We start from the raw sequence: 23,217 nt of genomic DNA, 5'->3' as shown, positions 1-23,217 counted from the left end.
TATTTTACATTTCAAACGTTTCCATAAACTTGGTGGTAAAATTACCGGCCCTGAAGTTTGGATCTTTCAGCAATTTTAAATGGAATGGGATGGTTGTTTTTACCCCCTCAATCACAAACTCGCTTAAAGCACGCTCCATGGTGCTCAAAGCTTCGTCGCGGGTTTGGGCGCAGCAAATTACCTTGGCAATCATCGAATCGTAGTTTGGCGGTATTACATATCCTGTGTAAACATGGGTATCTATACGCACACCATGGCCACCCGGCGAGTGAAAGTTGGTGATTTTACCCGGTGACGGGCGGAAGTTATTGTAAGGATCTTCGGCATTAATACGGCACTCGATGGCATGCATGGTTGGCTCGTAATTTTTACCCGAAATTGGGATACCGGCAGCCACTTTAATTTGCTCTTTAATCAAATCAAAGTTGATTACCTCTTCGGTAACCGGGTGCTCAACCTGTATGCGGGTATTCATTTCCATGAAGTAAAAGTTACGGTCTTTATCAACCAAAAACTCTACTGTACCGGCACCTTCATATTTAACGGCTTTGGCGCCTTTAATAGCGGCCTCGCCCATTTTTTTACGTAGTTTTTCGGTCATGAAAGGCGAAGGCGATTCTTCAACCAGTTTCTGATGACGGCGCTGGATAGAGCAATCACGTTCAGACAGGTGGCAAACTTTGCCATACTGGTCGCCTACTACCTGTATTTCTATGTGGCGTGGGTCTTGAACGTATTTTTCAAGGTACAAGCCATCGTTGCCAAAAGCGGCACCCGACTCGGCACGGGCCGAATCCCAGGCATTTTCAAATTCTTCGTCTTTCCAAACAATGCGCATACCCCGGCCACCGCCACCGGCAGTTGCTTTTAATATTACAGGGTAGCCTATTTTATTTGCTATCGCGATGCCCGATTTAATATCAGATAATAAACCGTCGGAACCGGGCACAATAGGTACGCCTGCCTTCTTCATGGTTTCTTTAGCCGAAGCCTTATCGCCCATGGAGTTGATCTGATCGGCTGTAGCACCTATGAATTTAATACCATACTCGGCGCAAATGGCCGAAAATTTGGCATTTTCCGAAAGGAAACCATAGCCCGGATGTATAGCATCGGCATTGGTTAATTCGGCAGCCGAAATAATGTTTGGAATATTTAAATACGAATCGCGGCTTGGTGGGGGACCTATGCAAACAGCTTCGTCAGCAAAACGTACATGAAGGCTATCGCGGTCGGCAGTTGAATATACAGCTATGGTTTTAATACCCATCTCTTTACAGGTACGGATAATTCGCAGAGCGATCTCGCCCCGGTTAGCTATTAATATTTTTTTAAACATGGTTTCTTTGATGTGCAAATTACAAATGTGCAAATATGCAGATGAAAAATATTAATGATTGATGTCAAATTGTGTAAACTACAAATGTGCAAATGAATTAAAAATCATCTGCACATCTGGAATCCGCACATCAGCACATCGTTATATAGGTTCTACTAAAAATAAAGGCTGGTCGTACTCTACAGGTGATGCGTTATCAACCAATACTTTAACAATACGGCCGGATATTTCCGACTCGATTTCATTGAAAAGCTTCATGGCTTCTATGATACAAACCACGCTGCCGGTTTTAATTTCGTCGCCAACGTTTACAAACAATGGCTTATCAGGGCTTGCCGAGCGGTAAAAAGTACCAATCATCGGCGATTTGATTGTCAGATACTTTGATGTATCCGGACCAGCGGGTGCTGCCGGGGCAACGGGTTCAATTGCAACCGGTGCGGGTGGCAATACAGCAGGCGCGGTTTGCGCCGGTATGCTGGCATGGATAACCTGCGGCTGTGTTTCGTTGGTTTTTATCGTAATCTTAAAATCCTTTTGCTCAATTGACACTTCGTTTACGCCAGATTTCGACACAAAGCGAATAAGGTCCTGAATTTGTTTAATATCCATAGTTGGGATTAATTGGTTGGGGACAAATTTTATATCTAAAGGTATACAAATGTATGCAAATGTGCAGATTACAGTTATGCAAATATGCAGATTACACTTGTATAAATTTTGTTTTAATTAGTTATCAATTAGGTAATATTAACATTTAATAATAAGCAGATGTTTTAAATTTCTGACGTACAAATCCTCACATCTGAAATCTGCACATTCCTTTTTTCATCTGCACATTTGCACAACTGAAATCTGCACATCTTAATACGCCCATCTTAAATAGATGCTACCCCAGGTAAAGCCGCCACCAAAGGCTGCCAGTATAAGGGTATCACCTTTTTTAAATTTACTTTCCCACTCCCATAAACATAATGGGATGGTGCCGTTTGTTGTATTGCCGTAACGTTCAATGTTAATAATTACTTTATCATCGCTTAAGCCTGTGCGCCTTGCGGTAGCGTCGATAATACGCTTGTTGGCCTGGTGTGGTACAAGCCAGGCAACGTCCTCGCCGGTAAGGCCATTGCGCTCCATTACCTCGTGGGCTACATCGGCCATGTTGGTAACAGCAAATTTAAAAACAGCCTGCCCTTCCTGGTAAGCAAAATGCTCGCGGGCGTCAACTGTTTCATGCGATGCCGGTTTTACAGATCCGCCTGCCTTTTGGTGCAGGTAGGTAACTCCCGAGCCATCGCTTTTTAAAATCGAATCCATGATGCCGTTACCTTCATCGTTTGGCTCAAGCAATACGGCGCCGCAGCCATCGCCAAAAATAATACAGGTAGCACGATCCTGGTAATTGGTTATCGACGACATTTTATCGCCGCCAACCACCAATACTTTTTTGTGTTTACCACTCTCGATAAACTGTGAGCCGGTAGCCAGGCCAAAAATAAAACCCGAGCAAGCGGCCGAAAGATCATATCCCCAGGCATTTTTAGCACCTATTTTATTAGCTAAAATATTGGCTGTAGCCGGGAAAACATAGTCGGGCGTAGTTGTACAAAAAATGATCAGGTCAATTTCCTCGGCACCTATGCCGCGTTTTTTCAGCAGCGCCTGTACCGCCGGAACGGCCATATCAGATGTACCCAAACCTTCGCCTTTTAATATACGGCGCTCCTTAATGCCGGTACGGCTTACAATCCACTCGTCATTTGTATCAACCAATGTTTCCAGTTCCTGGTTGGTTAATACATAGTCGGGCACGTAACCATGTACAGCAGTAATAGCGGCATGAATTTTACTCATCTTTATATTTTTACTGAAAAGCTTGTTTAATTTTATCAACCAGGCCGCTCTCCACCATGTTTTTCGACAAAAGGACCATGTTTTTTATGGCCTCGGGGCTTGAAATGCCGTGACCAACAACAACCGGTGCATTTACCCCCAAAATAGGGCTGCCGCCATATTGCTCATAGTTAAACCTATCAAAAAACTCATCTTTAAACTGTTTTTTGCGTGTAATAACATAAAACGTTTCGGCAAGCTTTAATATTACATTACCTGTAAAACCATCGCATACAAAAACGTCGGCCCCTTCGCTAAACAGGTCGCGGCCTTCAACATTACCAACAAAATTAAACAGCTTGGTTTCTTTCATTAAAGGATAGGTAGCCTGGCAAAGGATATTGCCTTTCTCTTCCTCCTCACCTATGTTCATGAGAGCTACCCTTGGGTTTTGGATAGCATACACCGATTGGGCAAATAAGCTGCCCAGTACGCCAAATTGAAGCAATACCTCGGGCTTGCAATCGGCATTGGCGCCTACATCCAACAAAATACCCAAACCTCCTTTAAGTTTGGGCACAATGGTAGTCATGGCCGGGCGCACAACGCCCGGAATAGTTTTTACACTAAACATAGAACCCACCAGCATGGCGCCGGTATTTCCTGCCGATGAGAATGCCTGAATTTTACCTTCCTTAAGCAACTGAAAGCCAACCGAAATACTCGAGTTTGGTTTTTGTACAATTGCTTTGGTAGGATGTTCGCCCATGCCAATCACTTCGGTTGTATGCACAAACTCGAAATGATCGGGGCTAACATTATTTTCCTGAAGAATAGTAACCGCGGTGTCTTTATCTCCTATAAGTACCAGTTTTTGGTCGGCAGATAAAGCCTTATAAGCTTCGATTGCTCCTAAAACAGTTGCTTTGGGAGCATAATCACCGCCCATAATATCTAAGCCAATCTTCATTTTCAGAAAATAAACTTAGGCTACTGCTGCTTTCTCAATAAGTACTTTACCGTTATAGTAAACGTTACCATCAACAGTATAAGCCCTGTGCGGCAAGTGTATAGCACCGGTAGTTTGGCAAGTTGTTAAAGTTGGAAGCTCAGCTTTGTAATGTGTTCTGCGCTTATCTCTTCTTGATTTGGATATTTTACGTTTTGGATGTGGCATGATCCTGCTATTTTATTATTTATTTATTTTTTTGAGTACATCCCACCGTGGGTCTGTATCCTCAGTTTGTTCTTCGTTTCCGGCCAGGCTGTTTAGCCTGTCAAGCATTTCTTTATCACAATATGAAGTATTACCCTCATCATCGCATACCGATATAAATGGCATGGCAACGTTTATGTATTCATATATCAGCCCGGCAATATTAATCTCATGATCATTTTTGCTCAGGGTAATAATTTCGTCATCTTCATCAACCGGCTCCTCGCTAAACTTGGCAATTTGCTGTTCGGTTATATCCAGCGTTTGCGGATATTGGGCCAAACACCTGTCGCAGCTTGCATCAACGGTGCCTTTAATGTCAAAGTTCAGAATAATCATTGTCTCCTGCTTATCCAACTCAACAACGCACTGCAAGTTAGCCTTTTTAACCAGCGAATATTCAAATTCGTCAAAAAAAGCATCATCAACAGTAAAATCAAACCGGTGTTTCCCCAGTTTTAATCCCGTAAAAGGAATCGAATATGTTCTAAGCGATTTCAATGAGCAACAATTAGCCCGCAAATGTATGGAAAAATACCATAACTGGAAAGTGTTTTTTGAAAAAGGCAAAAGCGGGAAAGGCGAAAGGTGAAAGGTTAGTGGGCAACTGCTGCTATTATTGGTTGATGAGGTAGTTGGCGGGGGCAACTTATCAACGGGAGAGATTGGAGCTGCCTGGTTAAATACCTGACATGGATTCCTGTTTTTCCAGTTAAATGTATTCTTTATCTGGCGCTTTAATATTTGCTTATCTTAATAATTAATAAGAATATATATATTAATTTAGCATGCAACATCGGGTGCGATACATCAATCATTCATCACACGAAAACATTCCAATTATCACTTATTTTTTCTATCAATAATAACCACTAAACCCTAAAAATCATGATTCCCGAAACCCAGCACCAAGCAGACTCTCCCAAAACAACCATCAGCCTTGAGCTTGCCAAAATCCGAATTGACAGGTGGTTAAATGCCATGCTACAAATACCTGGCTTTAAAAAAAAACCGGAATCTATTCCACGAGCTATTTACATCTCCTTTGATGACATTGATGCATTAAAAAAAGAGTGTGAGCAATACTACTCAAAAGACACTCTGGTTGGCATCAGGGTTTATTTTGGGATAGCCGGCGAAACAATGCCCACTTCGGCAACGCCCGACGATATGCGCGGTCTTGTTGTACCTGTTTTAAAAGTACATTCATCGGCACCGCATACCGATGCAGTGCATAAGGATGCCAGCAACCCTAACCCGAACGATACCAATGTTTATGATTTTACATCACCCTGTCCTAAATATTGTGATCAACAAAGTGAACTATATGTGCCTGTTTCTTAGTTATATCATTTGTAAATGAATCATTTATATGTTACAGTTATAGTACCGGCAACTGTTTTGATACCCATAGGCGCCGGTTTAATAAAAACTGTTTACAAAGATCAACCCTCAAAAACAATACTGTTATACCTGCTATTTGCAGGTGTAACAGATGTTGCAGAGCGGATAATGGGGTTGCATAACGTCAATAATTTACCGCTACTGCACTTTTATACCATTGCAGAATATTTATTTATAATTAGATTCTTTCAATTGTCCATAAGCGAACACCGGGTCTCGTGGATAATCTGGGCCTTATTTATTTTATTCCCTCTATTGAGTGTGTTCGATTTTATTTTCATACAAAACATATATGAATACAATTCTTATCCGAGGCCGATTTCTGCACTAATTATAATTGGCTTGTGCATGTATTATTTTTTAAATTACAGTAATCAAGAAAACAGAATACCTTGGGCAACAATACCCGCAAATTGGATTGTAACCGGCTTATTAATATACTTTTCCAGTTCATTCGCTTATTTTGCTTTTTTAAATCTTATTACTCAAAAAGCGAGCGACAATCTCTATTTCATTTTCGGAGGTATCCACGCCACCCTTGTATTACTGATGTACCTCATGGTGGCAGCTGGTTTTTTACAGGTAAAAAATGAAGGATAATATTTACGTTTTATTAATGATAAGCATGGGCGGCGTGTTCATGCTGGTAGTATCGTTTGTGCTTATTTTTATCCGCAACCAAAACAACCTGTTAAAAAAGCAGCGCGAGTTACAACAGGCCAAACTCAGGCACCAGCAGGACTTGCTAAAAACCATCATTGTATCGCAGGAGGCAGAGCGCAAGCGCATTGGCCAGGATTTGCATGACGATGTTGGCACCGCCTTATCAAACCTGCGCATCACTATCGAAATGTTTAATGATGCTGCTACAAGCGCAGGCAGCGAGTTTTCAAACACTTGCAAATACCAGATAGATAAAATTGTACAGGATGTAAGGCATATCTCCCATAACCTATCGCCGCCAGGCCTTGAATTGTATGGTTTTATGGGAACTTTGGAAGATCTGGCCGAGTTCATCACTGCAACCGGCAAACTACAGGTAAACATTACCGATAACGCAAACCCGTTAACCGATAAGCTTAGTGCCGGTGTATCCCTATCTTTATACCGGGTTTTTGAAGAATTACTAAATAATACCCTTAAACACGCCAATGCCACGCAGGTAAATATTAATTTTGATATAGCAGACGATTATCTGCTGATTAGTTACCGTGACGATGGGCAGGGTATTGCTGCCTCCGATAAAACAAAAAAAGGAATGGGCAGGCAAAACATCGAAAGCAGGTTGGGCATTATAGGAGCGGCCTATGAGGATGATTTTCCAGCACACAAGGGATTTAATATGAACATCCGGCTTAAAACAGATAACATTTAATGGAGCCAGTAAAGGTAGCCATTGTAGACGATCAGAATATTTTCAGGCAAAGCCTGGCAGTACTGATTAACAGCGTACCCAATTTTGAGCTTGTTGCCGATGCCGGAAGCGCAGCAGACTTGCTCAGCATCTTGAAAACTATCCCTTCACTCCCCGAGGTGCTGTTGCTGGATATGAATATGCCCGGCATGAACGGCATCGAGCTTAATCAGCTGCTACAGGAACAATACCCGCAAATAAAAGTGATGGTGTTATCTGTACATTCGCAGGAAAGGCTTATCGCCAAAATGGTTTCGGCAGGCGCATCCGCCTATCTTTTTAAAAATTGCGATAAGGAGGAATTGATTACAGCGATACAAACCGTTCATCATACCGGCTTTTACATTAACCGGCAAACACTGGTAGCTATCCAAAATACCGCTGCCCGGCGTAGTAAAACCACAAACGTTTTCAGCACCTCGCCTTTTGAGCTTACCAACCGCGAAAGAGAGGTACTTGAGCTTATTTGTAAAGAATATGCCAGCTCCGAAATTGCCGAGAAATTATTCTTAAGCATACGCACCGTAGAGGGCCACCGTAACAACCTGCTCCTTAAAACCCAAAGCCGCAATACCGCCGGCCTGGTATTATATGCCGTTAAGCACCAGCTTATAGAGGTGATGTAACCCCGCATACGTACAATTACTTTAATACCCCGTATTACTACCTGATTTATATTAGCCGCATTACTGCGCTTAAACCGCCCGCCTATATCCCGTTACTTTGAAATGTCAAAACAAATAAGAAAGCGCTTTCAATCCTGGATGACAAAAAAGGCCGATACCGAAAAGCCTGAACAGAGTAGGTAAACTTAGCACAATCAAAAATCTACAACCATGAGTACAGAATTAGTAGCTTCTGAATCAGAAGCAACCCAAATCATCGATTATTTGAGAGGACAAGCAGTAAGCATTCTATCATCGGTATTAACCGAGCCCCTTACCGATTTTACCGTAACCAGCCCGGGCAACTTCCCCTATTATTATCAAAACCCAAGCAACCTCCAATTTAACGCCAACACTTACAGCTGGATATCGTCAAACCTGGCTGCCGGCGCAACGCCGGTACAACTGGATGCCTCATTTATTAACTACTACATCGAAGCTATTTCAAAAGTACAATACAAATTATCAAGCACTGATCAAATTGCACTTAACAATGCCCAAACAGCTGCTACCAACCAGCAAGTGGCACTGCTAAACCTTTGGAAAGCCATTTACACTAAGCTGCCTCCTGCTACAGCTACCCAGCAGCCTATTGATATTATCATGAGCACTATTGCCACTACCTGGGCACAGCCTGCTACCAACCTGTATGCTATTTCGCAAAGCAAAAACCTGCACGCTTTGCTCAATAACACGCCGGCCAGCGGTCAGCCTGTTTTACCAATATTGGCCAACTACCTGAACGCGCTGGGCAGCAGCGTATCATTACAAAACGCGGTTACCATGAATGCCGGCTACCTTACTACAGTGTTAGGTAACGTACAATCGGCTTCGGGTACAAATGGCGGTATGTTGCTGGATAACAGCACTACCGTTTACAACCCGGCTTACGCGGTAAGCACCCCGCTGTCACAAATCATTAATGGCCTGGCCGCAACAAGCAACAGTATTGATTTAAGCATGACCGTTACCCGCACCAGCGAAAGCGAGTTAACTGTAAGTATCAACGGCGAAACCAGTTTTGAAATCCCTGTAGATGATTTTTTAACCGTATCTGTTGATGCCAGCGCCAGCTATTTTAGCGATAGCATAGCCACGTCATCAAATAGCATTACTGTTAACATGAGTTTTACCGGTATTACCCTGGTAAACTACGGCCCGGTAATATTTGATTTGGCCACCGGTTTAAACTGGTACTGGATGCAGCCAATTACCGAAGCCATTGCCAACGGCTCATCAGATGTTTCGGGCTTTGTATTCTCGCCAGAACCAGGTATCGATTTTTCTGATGTCGGCCCCTTTGGCTTTACAACTGGCGTTGCTATCAGCAACTACCCATCCATCCAGATCACGGTAACCAGCGAGTCATTCCAAAGCATCCAGACTACCATAGAGCAGTCGGTATCGGTAGGTGTATCCTTCCTGGGTATCTCGCTGGGTGGCGGCTCCGAGTCTACTTATTCGCACAATGCCACCTCCAACAGTTCAGCATCAACGGTTACTATAACGCTTGATCCGCCGCCATCCATGATAGCCGGCACCAATGAAAGCTCAACCGGATGGATCCTTGGCGTAGAAACCAGCTACCCTGGTGCAACGCCAAACAATTTCGAGATAGCTGCAGCATTAGGTTACCCTGCGTATCAGCTTTATGAAGATAACGCCGGTAACACCTATTGCAGCTCAAAAAAAGTAAAAAGTCATGCGGTAGGCGCCCAATTTGTTAAAGCCTGCCTTGCAGCACACCCAGGTACCAGCTGCGACGGTAAACCGTGGTTAAGCAACAGCCAATCAGGCACTGTATGGCCATAATATTATTCCCTAAACCTATCTAACCCAACAGCCACCCTTTCGGGTGGCTGTTTTTTTGAGCAAGCACATTCAAAATTGTTGGCATTGTGTTCCTTTTACATGATATCACACCAATGGCCACTGGCAAACCGTACATCATGTAATTTTCGGCACCGGTCGCCCAGAGCGCCGGAGATAGGTGACTTGTACTTTACAACATGTCTTCCAGTTATAATGCATACACTAATTACAACAGTAAGAACTTATTTTGAGGGCACCCGATTCCTTTTAAAGCAATTGTACCCCGAATATATCTGCCCCTACGGCTAAGCTTGTACAGTATAATCCTAAAGCTCAGTCCCCCTTCTAGCGTGCTTCTGTAAAAAAATTAAACCTTTTCCTACGCTTACGGCTGGTTGCTATAAATTTCAACCATACATTAATTCCCTTTTAAACTAATACGTATAACACTCAATGAATACGGCGGTACCGTGTAACTACCCAGTTGCGCTACGCTGATTTCGGCATGCGAGGGCACGATATTTTTGGGCTGATCGATGGTGTTTTTGTCAGATGGCTGGCCTTGCAGCACGTCAATTGTGGCCTTAGCGGCTGCTATATCCAAACCCGAAAGGTTTGCCCGGGCAGTTGCAGCCTGCGGGCCGGCGTTCACTACTTTTAAAATAATATCGCCGTTTTTACTGTTTTGCACGCATGATGCTGCCAGGGTTGAGTCGGCATGGGCGCCGGGCTGGTTAAATGATATAATATTGGGGATGTATACATCGCCCTGGTTAACCGAGAATAATTGCTGTACATAGTAATTCACCGTGGGCGCGAGGGTTTTATTATCAAAATAAATGAGGTTGGGGTTCCAGGAGGTATGTTTAAGGTTGGCCACCAGCGGCGCGTAGGATGCCATTTGCACAATATCGCCGTTTCGCTCAAGGCTGGTCATAAAGGCGGCTTCCGAAAGCGCGTTGATGAGGGCATTGCCCCATGATGCATATTCGCCAATATATACCTTTGATTTTGGCCGGCGATAGCTGTCATACCGGCTATTGTTTTTCAGGAACCATTCGGGTTTTTCGTAAAAGTGTTCGTCTACAACAGGCACCGAAAGCTGGTCGGCAAACTTCCATCCAAGATCATAATCTTCACCTGCTGGTGAAGGGCCTACCGTGCCTACGATGGTAATTTCGGGATGTTTTGCGCGCACTGCATCATATATCATTTTAAAGCGGTCCCTGAAATCGTTGGTTTGCTTGTCCTCGTTGCCAATGCCCACATACTGCAGGTTAAAGGGTTTTGGATGGCCGGCCGCCGCCCGTTTGGCGCCCCAAACCGAGGTAACCGGCCCGTTGGAATATTCTACCAGGTCGAGCACATCCTGGATGTAGCTTTTCATTTCCGTCAAAGGGATACCTTTTTGGCCGGTACCACCTATTCGCCAGGTACCACCCGAGTTTTGACAGCTTACGCCTGCAGCCACTACGGGCAGCGGTTTGGCGCCAATATCCTCGCAAAATCTAAAATACTCATAAAAGCCCAGGCCGGTACTTTGATGATAATTCCAGATGTTGCGCTGCTGTACACGCTGCTCCACAGGGCCAATGGTATGTTTCCAGCGGTATATATTATTAAGGCCATCGCCATGCACCAGGCAGCCACCCGGAAAACGGAGAAACTTAGGCTGAAGATTGGCCACAGCCTGGGCAAGATCGGCCCGTAGCCCGTTCGGCTCATTTTTAAAAGTATTGCGCGGAAACAGGGAAACTTCGTCGATTGCCAATACCGAACGCTGCCGGGCAAGTACCGTGAGGTTTGCCGAATCGGCGCTTGCTGTGGCAACAATGGTTCCGGTGTATTTTTTCCACGAACCAGCGTCGGTCCGGAACGAAAATGTACCATATATAGCGCCCTTGTCTCCGCGCAGCTGCACCTGCATATCAACAGGTTTGGCCGATATTTGCCTTACGTAAACAGAGAAATCATATTTCTGGCCGGCTATGATATTGATGCCATCGTACCCGGCATTGGTAATGCCCACACCCTGCTGCCCGGCATCGTCGATATTCAGCTGCACATAGTGCGGGTTATTGGGGTGCAGGGGTTTGGCTGTTTCTACAGATATGGTACCGTAACCATAGCCCTCTGTAGTGTACTCCCAGGCGGTTAGCGGGTTCCATGTTTTCCTGTCGCTGGCGCTGTACTCAAATGACCTGTTCTGAATAAGCTCAGCATACAGCCCGCCGTCGGCCGCGTAGCTCAGGTCTTCAAAAAACACCCCAAACAGATCCTTGCTGATAGGTTTGGCACCCGAAATTTTAGTTTTTTTCGCACCTAAAGAAGCGCTACCCTGGCCACTGGCCAAATCAGTAATAAACAACAGGACCAGGCATAGCACTGGCCAAACACGCTTAACAGACATCAGGTTTAATTTTTGAGGTTTATAATAATTGTGTAAAGAACAATTATTAACAAATATATGCCTTTTTGCGATAAATAAAAATTAGCCTTGTTTTTTTGGGGTGAAACATTGCAACAGACATAGTATACCTACCGGTTATTATTATTGTATTTTCAACAATTATAATGTTAGTCTTACCTATTTTTGAGCTCGTTATCAAAAAGCATTTTTTGAATTTCATATTTTGACATAAGCGCCCTCGTTCAACCAAAACAACACACGAACACTTAAGCAACTGATTACAAACACAATAAGGACTTACCCCCGAACAGTGCATGTTAAAAGCGAACGCTTGTACACAAATCACCTGATTATCGTCAACGGTCCCGACATGGTACTCCGCCCATGTTTAGGGTTGATGATGTAGTAGTATACACCACCCGGCACTGCGGTACCATTGTAAGTGCCATCCCATGGAACCGCGTACCCTACCGAGGCAAATAGCCTGGCGCCGTAACGGTTATAAACCTCTACGGTACAGTTGGTGTAGGTATTCAGATATTTGATATTCCATTGATCATTAACGCCATCGCCATTGGGCGAGAAAGCATTAGGCACCACCGGCCCCTGCAATACCGAAACATTCACCTGCCCGCTTACCGAGCAGCCCGAGCTGTTGGTTACCGTGAGTGTATAGGTAATATTATCGGTAGGTGTAACCGTTGGGTTTAGCAAAGTAGCATCGTTAAGGTAAGTAGCCGGCGACCATAGATATGTAAGCCCTGTACCCGTCGCTGTAGCCGGCAGCTTGGCGGTTCCGCCCGATAATACCGTGATATCGGGACCTGTAGTAATAACCGGGATGGGATTTACGGTAATACTTTGACTTGCCGTAACCGGGCAGGAATTGGTGGCCGTATAAACGTAAGTTATCGTAAAAGTGCCGGCACCTGATACAGTTGGATCAAATATACCGGCGCTACTTACCCCTGTGCCTGAGTATACCCCCGTACCGGCTACGCCAGCGGTTTCCTGGGCTGCTAATTGTACAGTGCCGCCATTAACACACACTGCCGATGGCGCCGTAAAAGTTATATCCGGCACGGCAAGCAGCGTAATGGTTTTATCCATAATGGATACGCAGCTACCGCCGGAATAAGCAACCATGCGCACCTGGTAGTTTCGCGAGGCTGGCGTATAGAAAGCAGTATAGGTGTGATTATACATTTTGCCATAGCTTGGGCTTTCGTCGGTTTCAACGGTACCCGGATTGTTCCCATAATCGTAGTACCACTCTACTTTGGTAATGCTGCCAAAATCAACCGCAGACGTATTGGTGAAGTTTACCTGCTGATCGCTGCACAGCGCTGATGTATTGGCTACGGTGAATGACGCTACAGGTATAGATCCATTTACCGTAAAACCTTGGGTAATGGTAGATGTACAGCCACTTGCCGATGTTACCGTAAGCGTAACCTGGTACACCGCCGCCTGGGTATATTTATGCGATGGATTTTTTTGGGCGGATGTATTGGGATTGGCGGCAGTTGCATTGGCATCACCAAAATCCCACAAATAGGTAAAACTCCCGGTGGTGTTATCGGCAATAGTGCTGTTATCCGTAAACGTAGCCGATGCATCGGCCAGGCAAACATCGGGCAAGCTGAATGCCGCTACGGGCAACGGGCTTACCGTAAGGCTTTTTGTAAGCGTGGCTGTACATCCACCCGTATTGGTGATGGTAAGTTTTATACTATAAGTGCCGGCATTGGCGTACAGGTGGGTAAAAGCTGTATTGGTGGTTTTGGTTTCGGTTGTGCCGTCGCCGTAATCCCAAAGCCAGGCTGTAATTGTGCCGGTGCCTGTTGTTGATTGATCGGTAATGGTAACTGCCTGGGTTAAACAATCGGGCATGGTAAAGCTGAACGCCGCTACAGGCAGCGCATTGATGGTTACGGTTTTGGTGGCAACCGATGGTGTACAACCGGTATTGCCCGTTACGGTAAGCGTTACTGTATAAGTACCTGTTTTAGCATAGGTGTGCGTAGGGCTTTGCAACGCCGACGTTTGCCCGTCGCCAAAGGTCCAGGCCCATGATTGTATTGTTGATCCGTTGGTTACGGAAGCATCAGTAAATACGTTTGCGGTACCCAGGCATGTTTGAGCGGTAGTAGTAAATGCGGCCACCGGTGCCGGGGTAACTATTAGCGTTAAATTATTGGATGCCACAACGCAGCTGGCCGAAGTAATATTTGCTGTTATAGCCGAAACCAGGCGGTACAGGTAAGTGCCCGCCGTGGTAGGGGCCGTAATGGTATACGCGGTAGCTGTACTGGCGGTACTTAGGTCTGTCCAGCTGCCGTTGGTATACATTTGTAGTTTTTGCACGTACCCGCTGGCCAGTGTACTGGTAGCATTAATAGTATATGTTTGTGCCGAACCCGCGCAGGTGGTTTCGGTACCCGTGGTTGAACCGTTGAAAACCGCCGAAACCGTTGAGCCATAAGGACTAAAGGTAATATCATCTACTGCGAAGTCGTTGCCCTGCGTGCCGCTGGCATTACTTACCAGTTTAATTACCACGTCGCCTGTGCCCGCGGGTAAGGTGAAGTTTGCCGTGTAATTATGCCATACATTGCCAGTGGGCACATCGCCGGTTGATACGCCCGTTCCCAATTCGGTTACACCGTCGGCGGCGTAAATGTGAAAAACCATATTAGGCAGTATACCACCGGTTGATAGTAAGTTTTTTATCCAAACGCCAAACTGATATTGAGTATTGCCGCAAAGGCCGGGGACTGTGCGGGTATAAACCGTGCCCGCCTGTACGTTGCCGTTTACTACCATCATGTAGCCGTTGCTATTGCCTGTTGTTTCGTAGTCGTGGTCATAACTGGTTACAAAGCCGCCGTGTACCGTGGTATTGCTTTGGTTGGTTATGGTGTAATAGTTTTCGCCTATTTGCCCGCTGGCGCTATAAACATAGGTGGTAGATCCTGAATCGGCCGAAAGCGCGCCGGCCCTGGAGGCGGTGCCCGAGCCAAAGGTTATTTTAACTACCGGGTCGCCCAGGCTTTGTGCCTCGGCCTCGTGGAATGAAAACAAGGTGAACAGAAAACAGGCGATAAGGGCAAGCAGTTTGCCGGGCTTTAAAGTAAACAACATCTATAAGCACAATTAATTATGGTGGATTGGCGCAACAGTGCACAGCCAATCTGTACTAAAGATGTTGTAACATAGGCGTATTTACAGTAATGTATCGATTAACTGGCTGTTTCAATCGGTAAATGAAACACATCATTTAAACTAAAACAGGTTTAAGGGCTGGGCAGGTTTTATTTGTTGATTTATAGGTGCCGGTAACGGGTGGGTAATCATGTGCCTACAGGCTTTTTAGGTACATGAATATACCCCCGTAAAATTACCCGGCAATCTTATAAATAGCCATGATTAGTATCATTTTGCTTAATGGCTTCAGGCATATTTAGATATTTAAGGGCTACTACCTTTGACCTATAATTAAAAATCAAACAACATGAACAAATTATTATTATCCGTTTTTACAATATTAATGATAGCCTCTTTAAGGAGTTTCGGTCAACAGAAAAATGAGTGGGATATACGTGTTCGCGGTGTATATGTTGCGCCGCAGGAAAGTGCAACTATTGGTGTAATTGGAGGTGGTATCAATATCAGCAAGGTTGTTATCCCCGAAATTGACTTTACGTACTTCTTTATGAAGGATTTTTCGGCCGAACTGATACTGGGCACATCAAGGCATAAAGTAAACAGTACGGCCTCAAATTTAACGGCTATTGGCGGCAGTTCATCTGCCGACGTTAGTTTGGGTAAGGTTTCCTTGCTGCCTCCAACGCTTACATTGCAATATCACCTACCAACGGGTATCGCATTTAAACCCTATATAGGCGCAGGTGCCAACTACACCATTTTTTATAACGCCAACGCGGGCGAGGTGGTAAAAAATGTTAGTTATCAGAATAAATTTACCTTCGCTACCCAGTTTGGGTTCGACTATGACTTGAATAAGAAGTTTTTTTTTAACATAGATGTTAAAAAAGTGTTCCTATCCACCAATGCAACAGTTGATGCATCTAATTTAACACCGGCATCAAGCCCCGAACTGGCGCCTACCCTGGCAGGCATTAAAGCCGACGTTAAAATTAATCCTTGGCTCATCGGTGTAGGTTTTGGTGCCCGATTTAAATAAACACCAGGTATCGATATAAATAAACCACCACTTACAAACCACCGCGGGCAACCGGCTTACGGTGGTTTTCCATTTTACATATAAGCTTGTTTAATAAAAAAGCCCTGCATGTCGATGCAAGGCTTTTAGTAATATGATTAACAGGCCGGTTAAGACATTTTTAACTTCTTTTGAATGTCGGCAACGTAGCCTTTAAATTTTTTGTCGGTATCAATCAAATCTTCTACAGTTTGACAGGCATAAATCACGGTAGAGTGATCGCGGCCGCCAAAGAAATTACCTATTGATTTTAATGAGCTTTTAGTATGCGCCTTGGCCAGGTACATCGATATCTGGCGGGCCTGCACAATTTCGCGTTTGCGGGTTTGTGATTTCACCATCTCTATAGGTACTTCAAAATATTCGCAGACAAGGCTTTGAATATACTCCATCGAAATTTCTTTTGAGGAGTTCTTCACAAAGTTTTTCAACATTTGTTTAGCAAGGTTCAGGTCAATCTCCTTGCGATTTAAGGTTGATTGTGCCAGTAACGATACCATGGCGCCTTCCAGTTCGCGCACATTGTTATCAATATTATGGGCTACGTATTCAATAACATCATTTGATAGTTCGATACCATCCTGGTAGATCTTATTTTTAAGGATAGCCATACGGGTTTCCAGATCAGGGATCTGTAAATCGGCCGAAAGGCCCCATTTAAAACGTGATAACAGGCGCTCTTCCAAACCAGCCAAATCCTTTGGCGCTTTATCTGACGTAATGATCAGTTGCTTGCCGCTTTGGTGCAGGTGGTTAAAAATGTGGAAGAAAAAATCCTGGGTTTTTTCTTTACCGGCAAAGTTGTGCACATCGTCCATGATAAGTACATCAATGGCCTGGTAAAAGTTAACAAAATCGTTAATGTTATTATGTTTAAGTGCGTCTACAAATTGCTGTGTAAATTTCTCGCACGATACATAAAGTACCAGTTTATCGGGCAGTGAACGTTTTATTTCGTTACCTATGGCCTGGGCAAGGTGTGTTTTACCTAAACCAACGCCACCATAAATCATCAACGGGTTAAATGAAGTACCCCCAGGTTTCGCGGCCACAGCGTACCCTGCCGACCTGGCCAGGCGGTTACAATCGCCTTCAACAAAATTTTCGAAGGTGTAGTTTCTATTCAGTTGCGGGTCAACATTTAACTTTTTGAGGCCGGGTATCACAAAAGGATTTTTGATGTCCTTATTAATAGAGATAGGGATCGGCATCGATTGATTTTTTGACTCGGCTCCATTTCCGTTCGAAGGCATATTAGTTGTATAGGGTTTACTTGATGATGATTGCTCAACAACAATATTGTACTCTAAACGTCCTTCATCGCCCAATTGTTTTTTAATCGTTTTGCGTAATAACCCTACGTAGTGCTCTTCAAGCCATTCGTAAAAAAACAAACTTGGTACTTGTATCGTCAAGACACTCCCTTCCATTCTCAAGGCTTTTATCGGCTCGAACCAGGTTTTAAAGCTCTGGGCCGGTATGTTGTCCTTTATGATCTGAAGACAGCTATTCCAAACGTTAGTACAAGTTTTTTCCATAGTAAATATAAGTAATTATTTGATTTCCAACCCCTCAGTCAACTTCTTTCGGGACTGTAACGGAACATCAAATGTGTCCAAAAAAAGTGTATAAAAAAATTAAATTTTCACTTTTTTAACATTTTGCAAGTTATCAACAAAAGTTGTTTTTAAGTATAAAGTTTGTATGTAACGCAATGTTTTATAATAAAAAATGCAATTGAATTATTTTTAAATTAATTTTTCACCTTTTGATTAATGCCTTAAAAATCACCAAAATAGCTCCCTTTGTTTTGCCGTTTTTTGGCAAAATAAAAGCAATTGTATGGCCATTTTAGCCTTTTATCTTGCGCTAAAAACTAAAGCACTGGTTTAATGCTCATTAAAAATAAAAGCTGTTCTTTTGTTAATTATGGCACGATATCCACACAAATCCTAATGCCTCACCCGCGATACTAATATTCCCCAAAAACCCCTCGCAGTATATCCGCGATTTCTCCTAAGGTAGCATAATTCTCAACCGAAGATACTATAAAAGGCATTAAATTTTCTTTGCCTTCTGCTGCTATTCTTAATAGTTGTAAAGTTGTTTCAACAGCGTGATTGTCCCTTTTGTTTTTGAGTTTTTTAATTTTTTCTATCTGCGTTTTTCGAATGGAGTCATCAACTCTGAAAACACCCGAGGGAGCATCTTCAATCTGGGTAAATTTATTTACTCCCACAAGAATTTTTTCACCGTTTTCGATATCAATCTGGTACTGATACGCTGACGCGGCTATCTCCTGTTGAATGTAATCCTGCTCTATGGCTTTAACTGCGCCGCCCATGGCCTCTATCTTATCCAGATATAATTGCGCAGCGGCTTCTACCTCGTCGGTCAGGGCTTCTATAAAGTATGAGCCTGCCAGCGGGTCTACAGTATCGGTAACTCCACTTTCGAAGGCGATGATCTGTTGGGTGCGCAGGGCTATTTTAGCAGCGGCTTCAGTTGGCAGGGATAGTGCCTCGTCGTAGCCATTGGTATGCAGCGATTGGGTGCCGCCTAATACAGCGGCCAGGGCCTGGTTACTTACCCTTATAATGTTGTTAAGTGGTTGCTGTGCCGTTAAGGTTGACCCACCGGTTTGGGTATGAAAACGCAGTTTTTGCGCACCGGCATCGGTTGCACCTAATTCTTTGGTAATATGCGCCCACATTCGCCTTGCAGCCCTGAACTTGGCTATCTCTTCGAAAAAGTTATTATGACAGTTAAAAAAGAACGAAAGGCGTTTGGCAAATACATTTATATCCAGTCCTTTTTCAAGTGCCGCTTTTAAATAGGCTTTTCCATTGGCCAAGGTAAAAGCCAGCTCTTGCACTGCTGTTGAACCGGCCTCGCGAATGTGATAGCCCGAAATAGATATGGTGTTCCACTTGGGCACCTCCTTGCTACAGTACTCAAACACATCGGTAATTAACCGCATGGATGGGGTTGGCGGATATATATAGGTACCCCGCGCCGCATACTCCTTTAATATATCGTTTTGAATGGTGCCCGAAATCTGGCTCAGGTCTGCCCCCTGTTTTTTTGCTAACGCGATGTACATGGCCAGCAAAATAGCTGCGGTGGCATTAATGGTCATGCTGGTGGTAATATCCTTAAGCTGGATACCATCAAACAATATTTCAATATCCTCCAGCGAATCGATGGCGACGCCAACTTTACCTACTTCGCCTTCGGATAGCTCATGGTCGCTATCGTATCCAATCTGCGTGGGCAGGTCAAAAGCTACCGAGAGGCCGGTTGTGCCCTGGCTTAATAAATAATGATACCGCTTGTTTGATTCTTCAGCCGTTGAAAACCCGGCGTACTGGCGCATTGTCCAGGCTTTGCCCCGGTACATGTCTTTTTGAATGCCTCGTGTAAAAGGGAACTGGCCAGGCAGTTCGTCCATTTTGGAGGGTTCGGTGTAAACCTCCCTTATTTCTATACCCGATGTAGTGCTGAATTTTTTAGCCATGCGGTTTAAAATAATTCTTCCAGGTCCTGCCTTACCAGGTTAATGGCTATCTCATACGGATCATCTTCCAGCTGGCTTAGGTGAATAAGCACGGTTTTGCTCAAATCCATGGCGGTGGCGTTTTGGGGAAGGCCTTTTACCGCGTTATTTACCAGGCTCAGGGTATCATCCTTCACCCTTTTCATAACAGCCCAAACCCGGCTGCTTACATAAATTTGCTGGGTAACGTTATGCTGAAACTCGGTACGGATTTCGTTAACGATAACAATATGTAAATCGGCAGCCGAAAGGCCACCCGCGTTAAGGCGGATAAGCATATTGGCCGGGTTAATACGATCAATAAATAACACAACGCGCTCGTAGGCCTGTAACCGTAAAGGCAGGGTTTGGCTACTTACACTGCGCTTAAGCTCCAGCAGCTGCACCTGGTTTTGTTTATCAAGATATGGCTTAACCAGGTAAAAGGCTATCCATATAACTCCGGCACCGGCTACCGTAAACTTTAAAATATCAAGTAAATATTGGGTTGTAAGCATGGTTATTAAAATGTTATACAGAGGTCATAAAATAGCTGTGGATGTAAAAATCCACATTTTACCTTATATTTGTATAGTTAAATATAAAATAAGATGAGTACTGCTGTTGAAATTTTACCGGTATCATTTACACCGGGCGCCGTTAAGGAACTTTTTAAGTTAAAGGATCAACAAGAGATTGGCGATGAATTTGGCCTGCGTGTTGGTGTTGAGGGTGGTGGCTGCTCGGGCATGAGCTACGTACTGGGTTTTGACCAGAAAAAGGATGGCGACCAGGAATTCATTATTGATGGTATAAAAGTATTTATGCACAAAGCCCACGGCATGTACCTGATGGGTATGCAGATAGATTTCCAGGATGGCTTAAACGCCCGTGGCTTTACATTTAACAACCCTAACGCTGCAAGCAGCTGCGGTTGCGGAACATCATTCTCGGTATAAGGATAGAGCCAAGATTCAAGACGAAGAATATCAACGAGTGGATTAGATATAACGTAATCCAAATCGATATTTTCTATCAGCCAGGTATACAGGCAGCCCAATGGGTTGCCTTTTTGCTTTCCTCACAGTATTCTATCAATAGTTTTTTTCATCCAATATGGAGCGCTGGGCGATCGCCCAACCCAATGCATAGCTACCTTTCCTGTTTTATCAAGTATAAGATTGGTAGGGTAAAGTTCGATGCCATATCGTTTGGCCAAAAAGCCGCCTTCGGCTATAATCTGATAATTGAAAGGCGTATCATCCATGAATTTTTTTATATAGCTTTTTACATCCAGCGATACAGATACAAAGACAACATTATCATTCCCCTTGTAGCGGGCAACAACATCATTTAACTCGGGCACTTCCTGCATACAACCCGGACAGCCAATAAAGAAAAAGTTGAGTACAACAACTTTGCCGCGCAAATCTTTCAATGATATTCTGTTTCCGTTGATGTCATGACTGTTGAAAGATGAAATCTCTTCCCCTACTTTAAAATAAGCCGATTCGTTGGGTTTAGGCCAGGCGGACATATAGTCGTAAGGGTCGCCGGGCGGCGTAGTTAGCGCGGGCGTTTCCGTGGCATTATCTTCCTTTGATGCCGGAGCAGTGTGAATAATGTTTGGGGGTTGGTTGCCTTTTATAATTATAAACTGATTATTAATATTATTCCAATCCGCGGGCCAAATGGAATATTTCCTGCTAACCACCAACTTATTCCATTCTGCCATGGGGTATATCCTCCCGGTCGAATCTTTAACCACCGATTTTTTATCCAATGCCCAGCTTATGGTTTTTGTGCTTGTTTTAACAGCATCCTGGGCGTGGGACACCGCGGTAAGGGCGGTTAGCATAATCAGTAAGCAGATGTTTCTGATCATAAATGAGGCATCCGTGTAAACATTTAAGGATTGTAATTTCATAAGGCGGTAAACTAACGGTAAGATATTATTTATTGAGCAAATAGTCAATGGTATTAACCCGCAAATTTGATTATTGCACCCGCAATAAAAACATTTTTGATGCTGTAACAAATTGGTATAGTGCTTAGTCATACGGGCAAGTTTTTTATTTTGATAGCATGCCGGTAAAAACCTCCTACAGAGAAAATATTTCGATAGCGTTACAATCCATTGCCGGTAACAGGCTGCGTACATCGCTTACGGCTTTAATTATTGCTATCGGTATAATGGCGCTGGTAAGTATATTAACGGCCATTGAGGGAATACGGCAGTTTACCAATGATGCCTTTGCCGATTTGGGCGCCAATTCTTTCACCATTCAAAACCGTGGCGAAGGGTTGAATTTTGGTAACGGCGGCCACCGCAAAATGTACCCGCCCATTACTTACGACCAGGCCGATCGTTTTAAAAAAACATTTAAACTGCCCGTTATCATTGCTGTTAATATTGATGTTACCGGCACCGCAGTTGCTAAATTCGGCAGCGAAAAAACAAACCAAAATATTTCGATATCCGGATCAAACGAAAACTACCTGGCCACCAGTGGGAAAAAACTCTCTTTCGGGCGTAACTTTTCAACTTCCGAGCTGGAGCATGGTTCAAACGTGGTACTTATTGGCGACGAGATTAAGCAGAAGCTTTTTAAGCACTCCGACCCGGTTAACCAAAACGTTTTTATTGGCGGCAACAAGTATAAAATAGTTGGCGTAATTGCCTCAAAAGGTTCAAGTTCATTTGGTGGCGATAAGTTTTGCATTATCCCGATATTAAAAGCCAAGCAAATTGACACCAATAGAAATGCGTCCTACACAGTTACCGTTAAAGTAAAAGGCCCCGGTGCTTTGGACGCTACCATTGGCGAGGCTACTTCGTTGTTCAGAAATGTACGCAGCCTGAACGTAGCCAACCAGGATAATTTTGAAATATCACGAAGCGATTCGATCCAGAAAGAGTTATCCGGTCAGCTGGCCGGGATTACCGCTGGTGGATTTGCCATTAGTATCATAACGCTGATTGGCGCCGCCATTGGGCTTATGAATATTATGCTGGTATCGGTAACCGAACGCACCCGCGAAATTGGTGTGCGTAAAGCCATAGGCGCCACACCGGCCGTAATACGTAAACAGTTTTTAATTGAAGCTATAGTAATATGCCTTATAGGCGGGGCCGCGGGTATAGTATTAGGTATGGCCGCCGGTAACGTCATCGCGGTTCAGATAAGCGGAACCTTTGCCGTACCATGGGGATGGCTAATATTCGCGGTTGTACTTTGTACATTCATTGGGTTGATATCTGGTTACTACCCGGCTAAAAAGGCCGCAAAGTTAGACCCGGTTGAAGCCCTGCGATACGAATAAGCAGAAGGCTTAAGGCTGA

Annotated in this window: 19 protein-coding genes; 7 read left to right on the top strand and 12 right to left on the bottom strand. The window is 44.1% G+C overall.

Annotation, left to right across the window (positions count from 1 at the left end):
• Positions 1-4 precede the first annotated feature (4 nt).
• The 6 genes from accC to AC1DV1_RS05690 all read right to left on the bottom strand — a co-directional run bounded on the left by accC (position 5) and on the right by AC1DV1_RS05690 (position 4,889).
• Positions 5-1,339, bottom strand: coding sequence for an acetyl-CoA carboxylase biotin carboxylase subunit (gene accC, locus AC1DV1_RS05715; RefSeq protein WP_274211099.1), 1,335 nt, complete (start codon positions 1,337-1,339; stop codon positions 5-7).
• A gap of 141 nt (positions 1,340-1,480) precedes the next feature.
• Positions 1,481-1,951: an acetyl-CoA carboxylase biotin carboxyl carrier protein gene (gene accB / locus AC1DV1_RS05710; RefSeq protein WP_477356446.1), complete on the bottom strand. Its 471-nt coding sequence runs from the start codon at positions 1,949-1,951 to the stop codon at positions 1,481-1,483.
• Positions 1,952-2,203: 252 nt separating this feature from the next.
• Complete coding sequence (locus tag AC1DV1_RS05705; protein WP_477356444.1) at positions 2,204-3,193, bottom strand: beta-ketoacyl-ACP synthase III; 990 nt, start codon at positions 3,191-3,193, stop codon at positions 2,204-2,206.
• 10 nt (positions 3,194-3,203) lie between these two features.
• Complete coding sequence (gene plsX, locus AC1DV1_RS05700) at positions 3,204-4,142, bottom strand: phosphate acyltransferase PlsX (RefSeq protein ID WP_147055385.1); 939 nt, start codon at positions 4,140-4,142, stop codon at positions 3,204-3,206.
• Positions 4,143-4,157: 15 nt separating this feature from the next.
• Positions 4,158-4,349 (bottom strand): 50S ribosomal protein L32, encoded by a 192-nt coding sequence (rpmF, locus tag AC1DV1_RS05695; RefSeq protein ID WP_477356441.1) that lies wholly within the window; start codon positions 4,347-4,349, stop codon positions 4,158-4,160.
• A 15-nt stretch (positions 4,350-4,364) separates the two neighbouring features.
• The gene (locus AC1DV1_RS05690) at positions 4,365-4,889 is read right to left on the bottom strand and encodes a YceD family protein (RefSeq protein WP_477356439.1); all 525 of its coding nucleotides are present in this window, start codon (positions 4,887-4,889) and stop codon (positions 4,365-4,367) included.
• A gap of 387 nt (positions 4,890-5,276) precedes the next feature.
• Here AC1DV1_RS05690 and AC1DV1_RS05685 point away from each other — a divergent pair, with 387 nt between their 5' ends.
• From AC1DV1_RS05685 to AC1DV1_RS05670, 4 genes are all read left to right on the top strand, one after another.
• Positions 5,277-5,732 (top strand): hypothetical protein, encoded by a 456-nt coding sequence (locus AC1DV1_RS05685; RefSeq protein ID WP_477356437.1) that lies wholly within the window; start codon positions 5,277-5,279, stop codon positions 5,730-5,732.
• A gap of 649 nt (positions 5,733-6,381) precedes the next feature.
• Complete coding sequence (locus tag AC1DV1_RS05680) at positions 6,382-7,167, top strand: sensor histidine kinase (protein ID WP_477356435.1); 786 nt, start codon at positions 6,382-6,384, stop codon at positions 7,165-7,167.
• Positions 7,167-7,832, top strand: a complete 666-nt coding sequence (locus AC1DV1_RS05675) for a response regulator transcription factor (RefSeq protein WP_477356433.1) — start codon at positions 7,167-7,169, stop codon at positions 7,830-7,832. Before AC1DV1_RS05680 ends, AC1DV1_RS05675 begins: the two co-directional genes overlap by 1 nt.
• Positions 7,833-8,042: 210 nt before the next feature.
• Entirely contained in the window at positions 8,043-9,683 is a 1,641-nt protein-coding gene (locus AC1DV1_RS05670) for a hypothetical protein (RefSeq protein WP_477356431.1), read from the top strand.
• A gap of 418 nt (positions 9,684-10,101) precedes the next feature.
• On the opposite strand, the gene AC1DV1_RS05665 is transcribed toward AC1DV1_RS05670, so the two are convergent.
• Together AC1DV1_RS05665 and AC1DV1_RS05660 are read right to left on the bottom strand one after the other, a co-directional pair.
• Entirely contained in the window at positions 10,102-12,093 is a 1,992-nt protein-coding gene (locus AC1DV1_RS05665; protein ID WP_477356429.1) for an alpha-L-arabinofuranosidase C-terminal domain-containing protein, read from the bottom strand.
• Positions 12,094-12,435: 342 nt separating this feature from the next.
• The gene (locus AC1DV1_RS05660) at positions 12,436-15,237 is read right to left on the bottom strand and encodes a PKD domain-containing protein (protein ID WP_477356427.1); all 2,802 of its coding nucleotides are present in this window, start codon (positions 15,235-15,237) and stop codon (positions 12,436-12,438) included.
• Positions 15,238-15,607: 370 nt separating this feature from the next.
• On the opposite strand from AC1DV1_RS05660, the gene AC1DV1_RS05655 reads away from it, so the two are divergent.
• Positions 15,608-16,300 (top strand): OmpW/AlkL family protein, encoded by a 693-nt coding sequence (locus tag AC1DV1_RS05655; RefSeq protein ID WP_477356425.1) that lies wholly within the window; start codon positions 15,608-15,610, stop codon positions 16,298-16,300.
• Positions 16,301-16,449: 149 nt separating this feature from the next.
• On the opposite strand, the gene dnaA is transcribed toward AC1DV1_RS05655, so the two are convergent.
• The 3 genes from dnaA to AC1DV1_RS05640 all read right to left on the bottom strand — a co-directional run bounded on the left by dnaA (position 16,450) and on the right by AC1DV1_RS05640 (position 20,392).
• Entirely contained in the window at positions 16,450-17,877 is a 1,428-nt protein-coding gene (gene dnaA, locus AC1DV1_RS05650) for a chromosomal replication initiator protein DnaA (protein ID WP_090651550.1), read from the bottom strand.
• A gap of 434 nt (positions 17,878-18,311) precedes the next feature.
• Complete coding sequence (locus tag AC1DV1_RS05645) at positions 18,312-19,856, bottom strand: acyl-CoA mutase large subunit family protein (RefSeq protein ID WP_477356423.1); 1,545 nt, start codon at positions 19,854-19,856, stop codon at positions 18,312-18,314.
• 5 nt (positions 19,857-19,861) lie between these two features.
• The gene (locus AC1DV1_RS05640; RefSeq protein WP_147055355.1) at positions 19,862-20,392 is read right to left on the bottom strand and encodes a DUF7935 family protein; all 531 of its coding nucleotides are present in this window, start codon (positions 20,390-20,392) and stop codon (positions 19,862-19,864) included.
• 93 nt (positions 20,393-20,485) lie between these two features.
• Here AC1DV1_RS05640 and AC1DV1_RS05635 point away from each other — a divergent pair, with 93 nt between their 5' ends.
• Positions 20,486-20,833: a HesB/IscA family protein gene (locus AC1DV1_RS05635; RefSeq protein WP_147055353.1), complete on the top strand. Its 348-nt coding sequence runs from the start codon at positions 20,486-20,488 to the stop codon at positions 20,831-20,833.
• A 122-nt stretch (positions 20,834-20,955) separates the two neighbouring features.
• Here AC1DV1_RS05635 and AC1DV1_RS05630 read toward each other — a convergent pair whose 3' ends face one another.
• Complete coding sequence (locus AC1DV1_RS05630; protein ID WP_477356421.1) at positions 20,956-21,801, bottom strand: peroxiredoxin family protein; 846 nt, start codon at positions 21,799-21,801, stop codon at positions 20,956-20,958.
• 158 nt (positions 21,802-21,959) lie between these two features.
• Here AC1DV1_RS05630 and AC1DV1_RS05625 point away from each other — a divergent pair, with 158 nt between their 5' ends.
• Complete coding sequence (locus tag AC1DV1_RS05625) at positions 21,960-23,198, top strand: ABC transporter permease (RefSeq protein ID WP_477356419.1); 1,239 nt, start codon at positions 21,960-21,962, stop codon at positions 23,196-23,198.
• Positions 23,199-23,217 lie beyond the last annotated feature (19 nt).

It is taken from the genome of Mucilaginibacter sp. P4_D1, assembly GCF_056401935.1.
This window is presented reverse-complemented; position numbering and strand designations above follow the sequence as displayed.

What these genes read in the sequence shown, in the direction of transcription:
- plsX (WP_147055385.1), bottom strand. Translation starts at nt 4,142, where the DNA reads ATGAAGATTGGCTTAGATATTATGGGCGGTGATTATGCTCCCAAAGCA.
- AC1DV1_RS05655 (WP_477356425.1), top strand. Translation starts at nt 15,608, where the DNA reads ATGAACAAATTATTATTATCCGTTTTTACAATATTAATGATAGCCTCT.
- rpmF (WP_477356441.1), bottom strand. Translation starts at nt 4,349, where the DNA reads ATGCCACATCCAAAACGTAAAATATCCAAATCAAGAAGAGATAAGCGC.
- AC1DV1_RS05645 (WP_477356423.1), bottom strand. Translation starts at nt 19,856, where the DNA reads ATGGCTAAAAAATTCAGCACTACATCGGGTATAGAAATAAGGGAGGTT.
- AC1DV1_RS05625 (WP_477356419.1), top strand. Translation starts at nt 21,960, where the DNA reads ATGCCGGTAAAAACCTCCTACAGAGAAAATATTTCGATAGCGTTACAA.
- AC1DV1_RS05665 (WP_477356429.1), bottom strand. Translation starts at nt 12,093, where the DNA reads ATGTCTGTTAAGCGTGTTTGGCCAGTGCTATGCCTGGTCCTGTTGTTT.
- AC1DV1_RS05705 (WP_477356444.1), bottom strand. Translation starts at nt 3,193, where the DNA reads ATGAGTAAAATTCATGCCGCTATTACTGCTGTACATGGTTACGTGCCC.
- AC1DV1_RS05630 (WP_477356421.1), bottom strand. Translation starts at nt 21,801, where the DNA reads ATGAAATTACAATCCTTAAATGTTTACACGGATGCCTCATTTATGATC.
- accC (WP_274211099.1), bottom strand. Translation starts at nt 1,339, where the DNA reads ATGTTTAAAAAAATATTAATAGCTAACCGGGGCGAGATCGCTCTGCGA.
- AC1DV1_RS05680 (WP_477356435.1), top strand. Translation starts at nt 6,382, where the DNA reads ATGAAGGATAATATTTACGTTTTATTAATGATAAGCATGGGCGGCGTG.
- AC1DV1_RS05635 (WP_147055353.1), top strand. Translation starts at nt 20,486, where the DNA reads ATGAGTACTGCTGTTGAAATTTTACCGGTATCATTTACACCGGGCGCC.
- AC1DV1_RS05660 (WP_477356427.1), bottom strand. Translation starts at nt 15,237, where the DNA reads ATGTTGTTTACTTTAAAGCCCGGCAAACTGCTTGCCCTTATCGCCTGT.
- AC1DV1_RS05685 (WP_477356437.1), top strand. Translation starts at nt 5,277, where the DNA reads ATGATTCCCGAAACCCAGCACCAAGCAGACTCTCCCAAAACAACCATC.
- dnaA (WP_090651550.1), bottom strand. Translation starts at nt 17,877, where the DNA reads ATGGAAAAAACTTGTACTAACGTTTGGAATAGCTGTCTTCAGATCATA.
- accB (WP_477356446.1), bottom strand. Translation starts at nt 1,951, where the DNA reads ATGGATATTAAACAAATTCAGGACCTTATTCGCTTTGTGTCGAAATCT.
- AC1DV1_RS05675 (WP_477356433.1), top strand. Translation starts at nt 7,167, where the DNA reads ATGGAGCCAGTAAAGGTAGCCATTGTAGACGATCAGAATATTTTCAGG.
- AC1DV1_RS05640 (WP_147055355.1), bottom strand. Translation starts at nt 20,392, where the DNA reads ATGCTTACAACCCAATATTTACTTGATATTTTAAAGTTTACGGTAGCC.
- AC1DV1_RS05670 (WP_477356431.1), top strand. Translation starts at nt 8,043, where the DNA reads ATGAGTACAGAATTAGTAGCTTCTGAATCAGAAGCAACCCAAATCATC.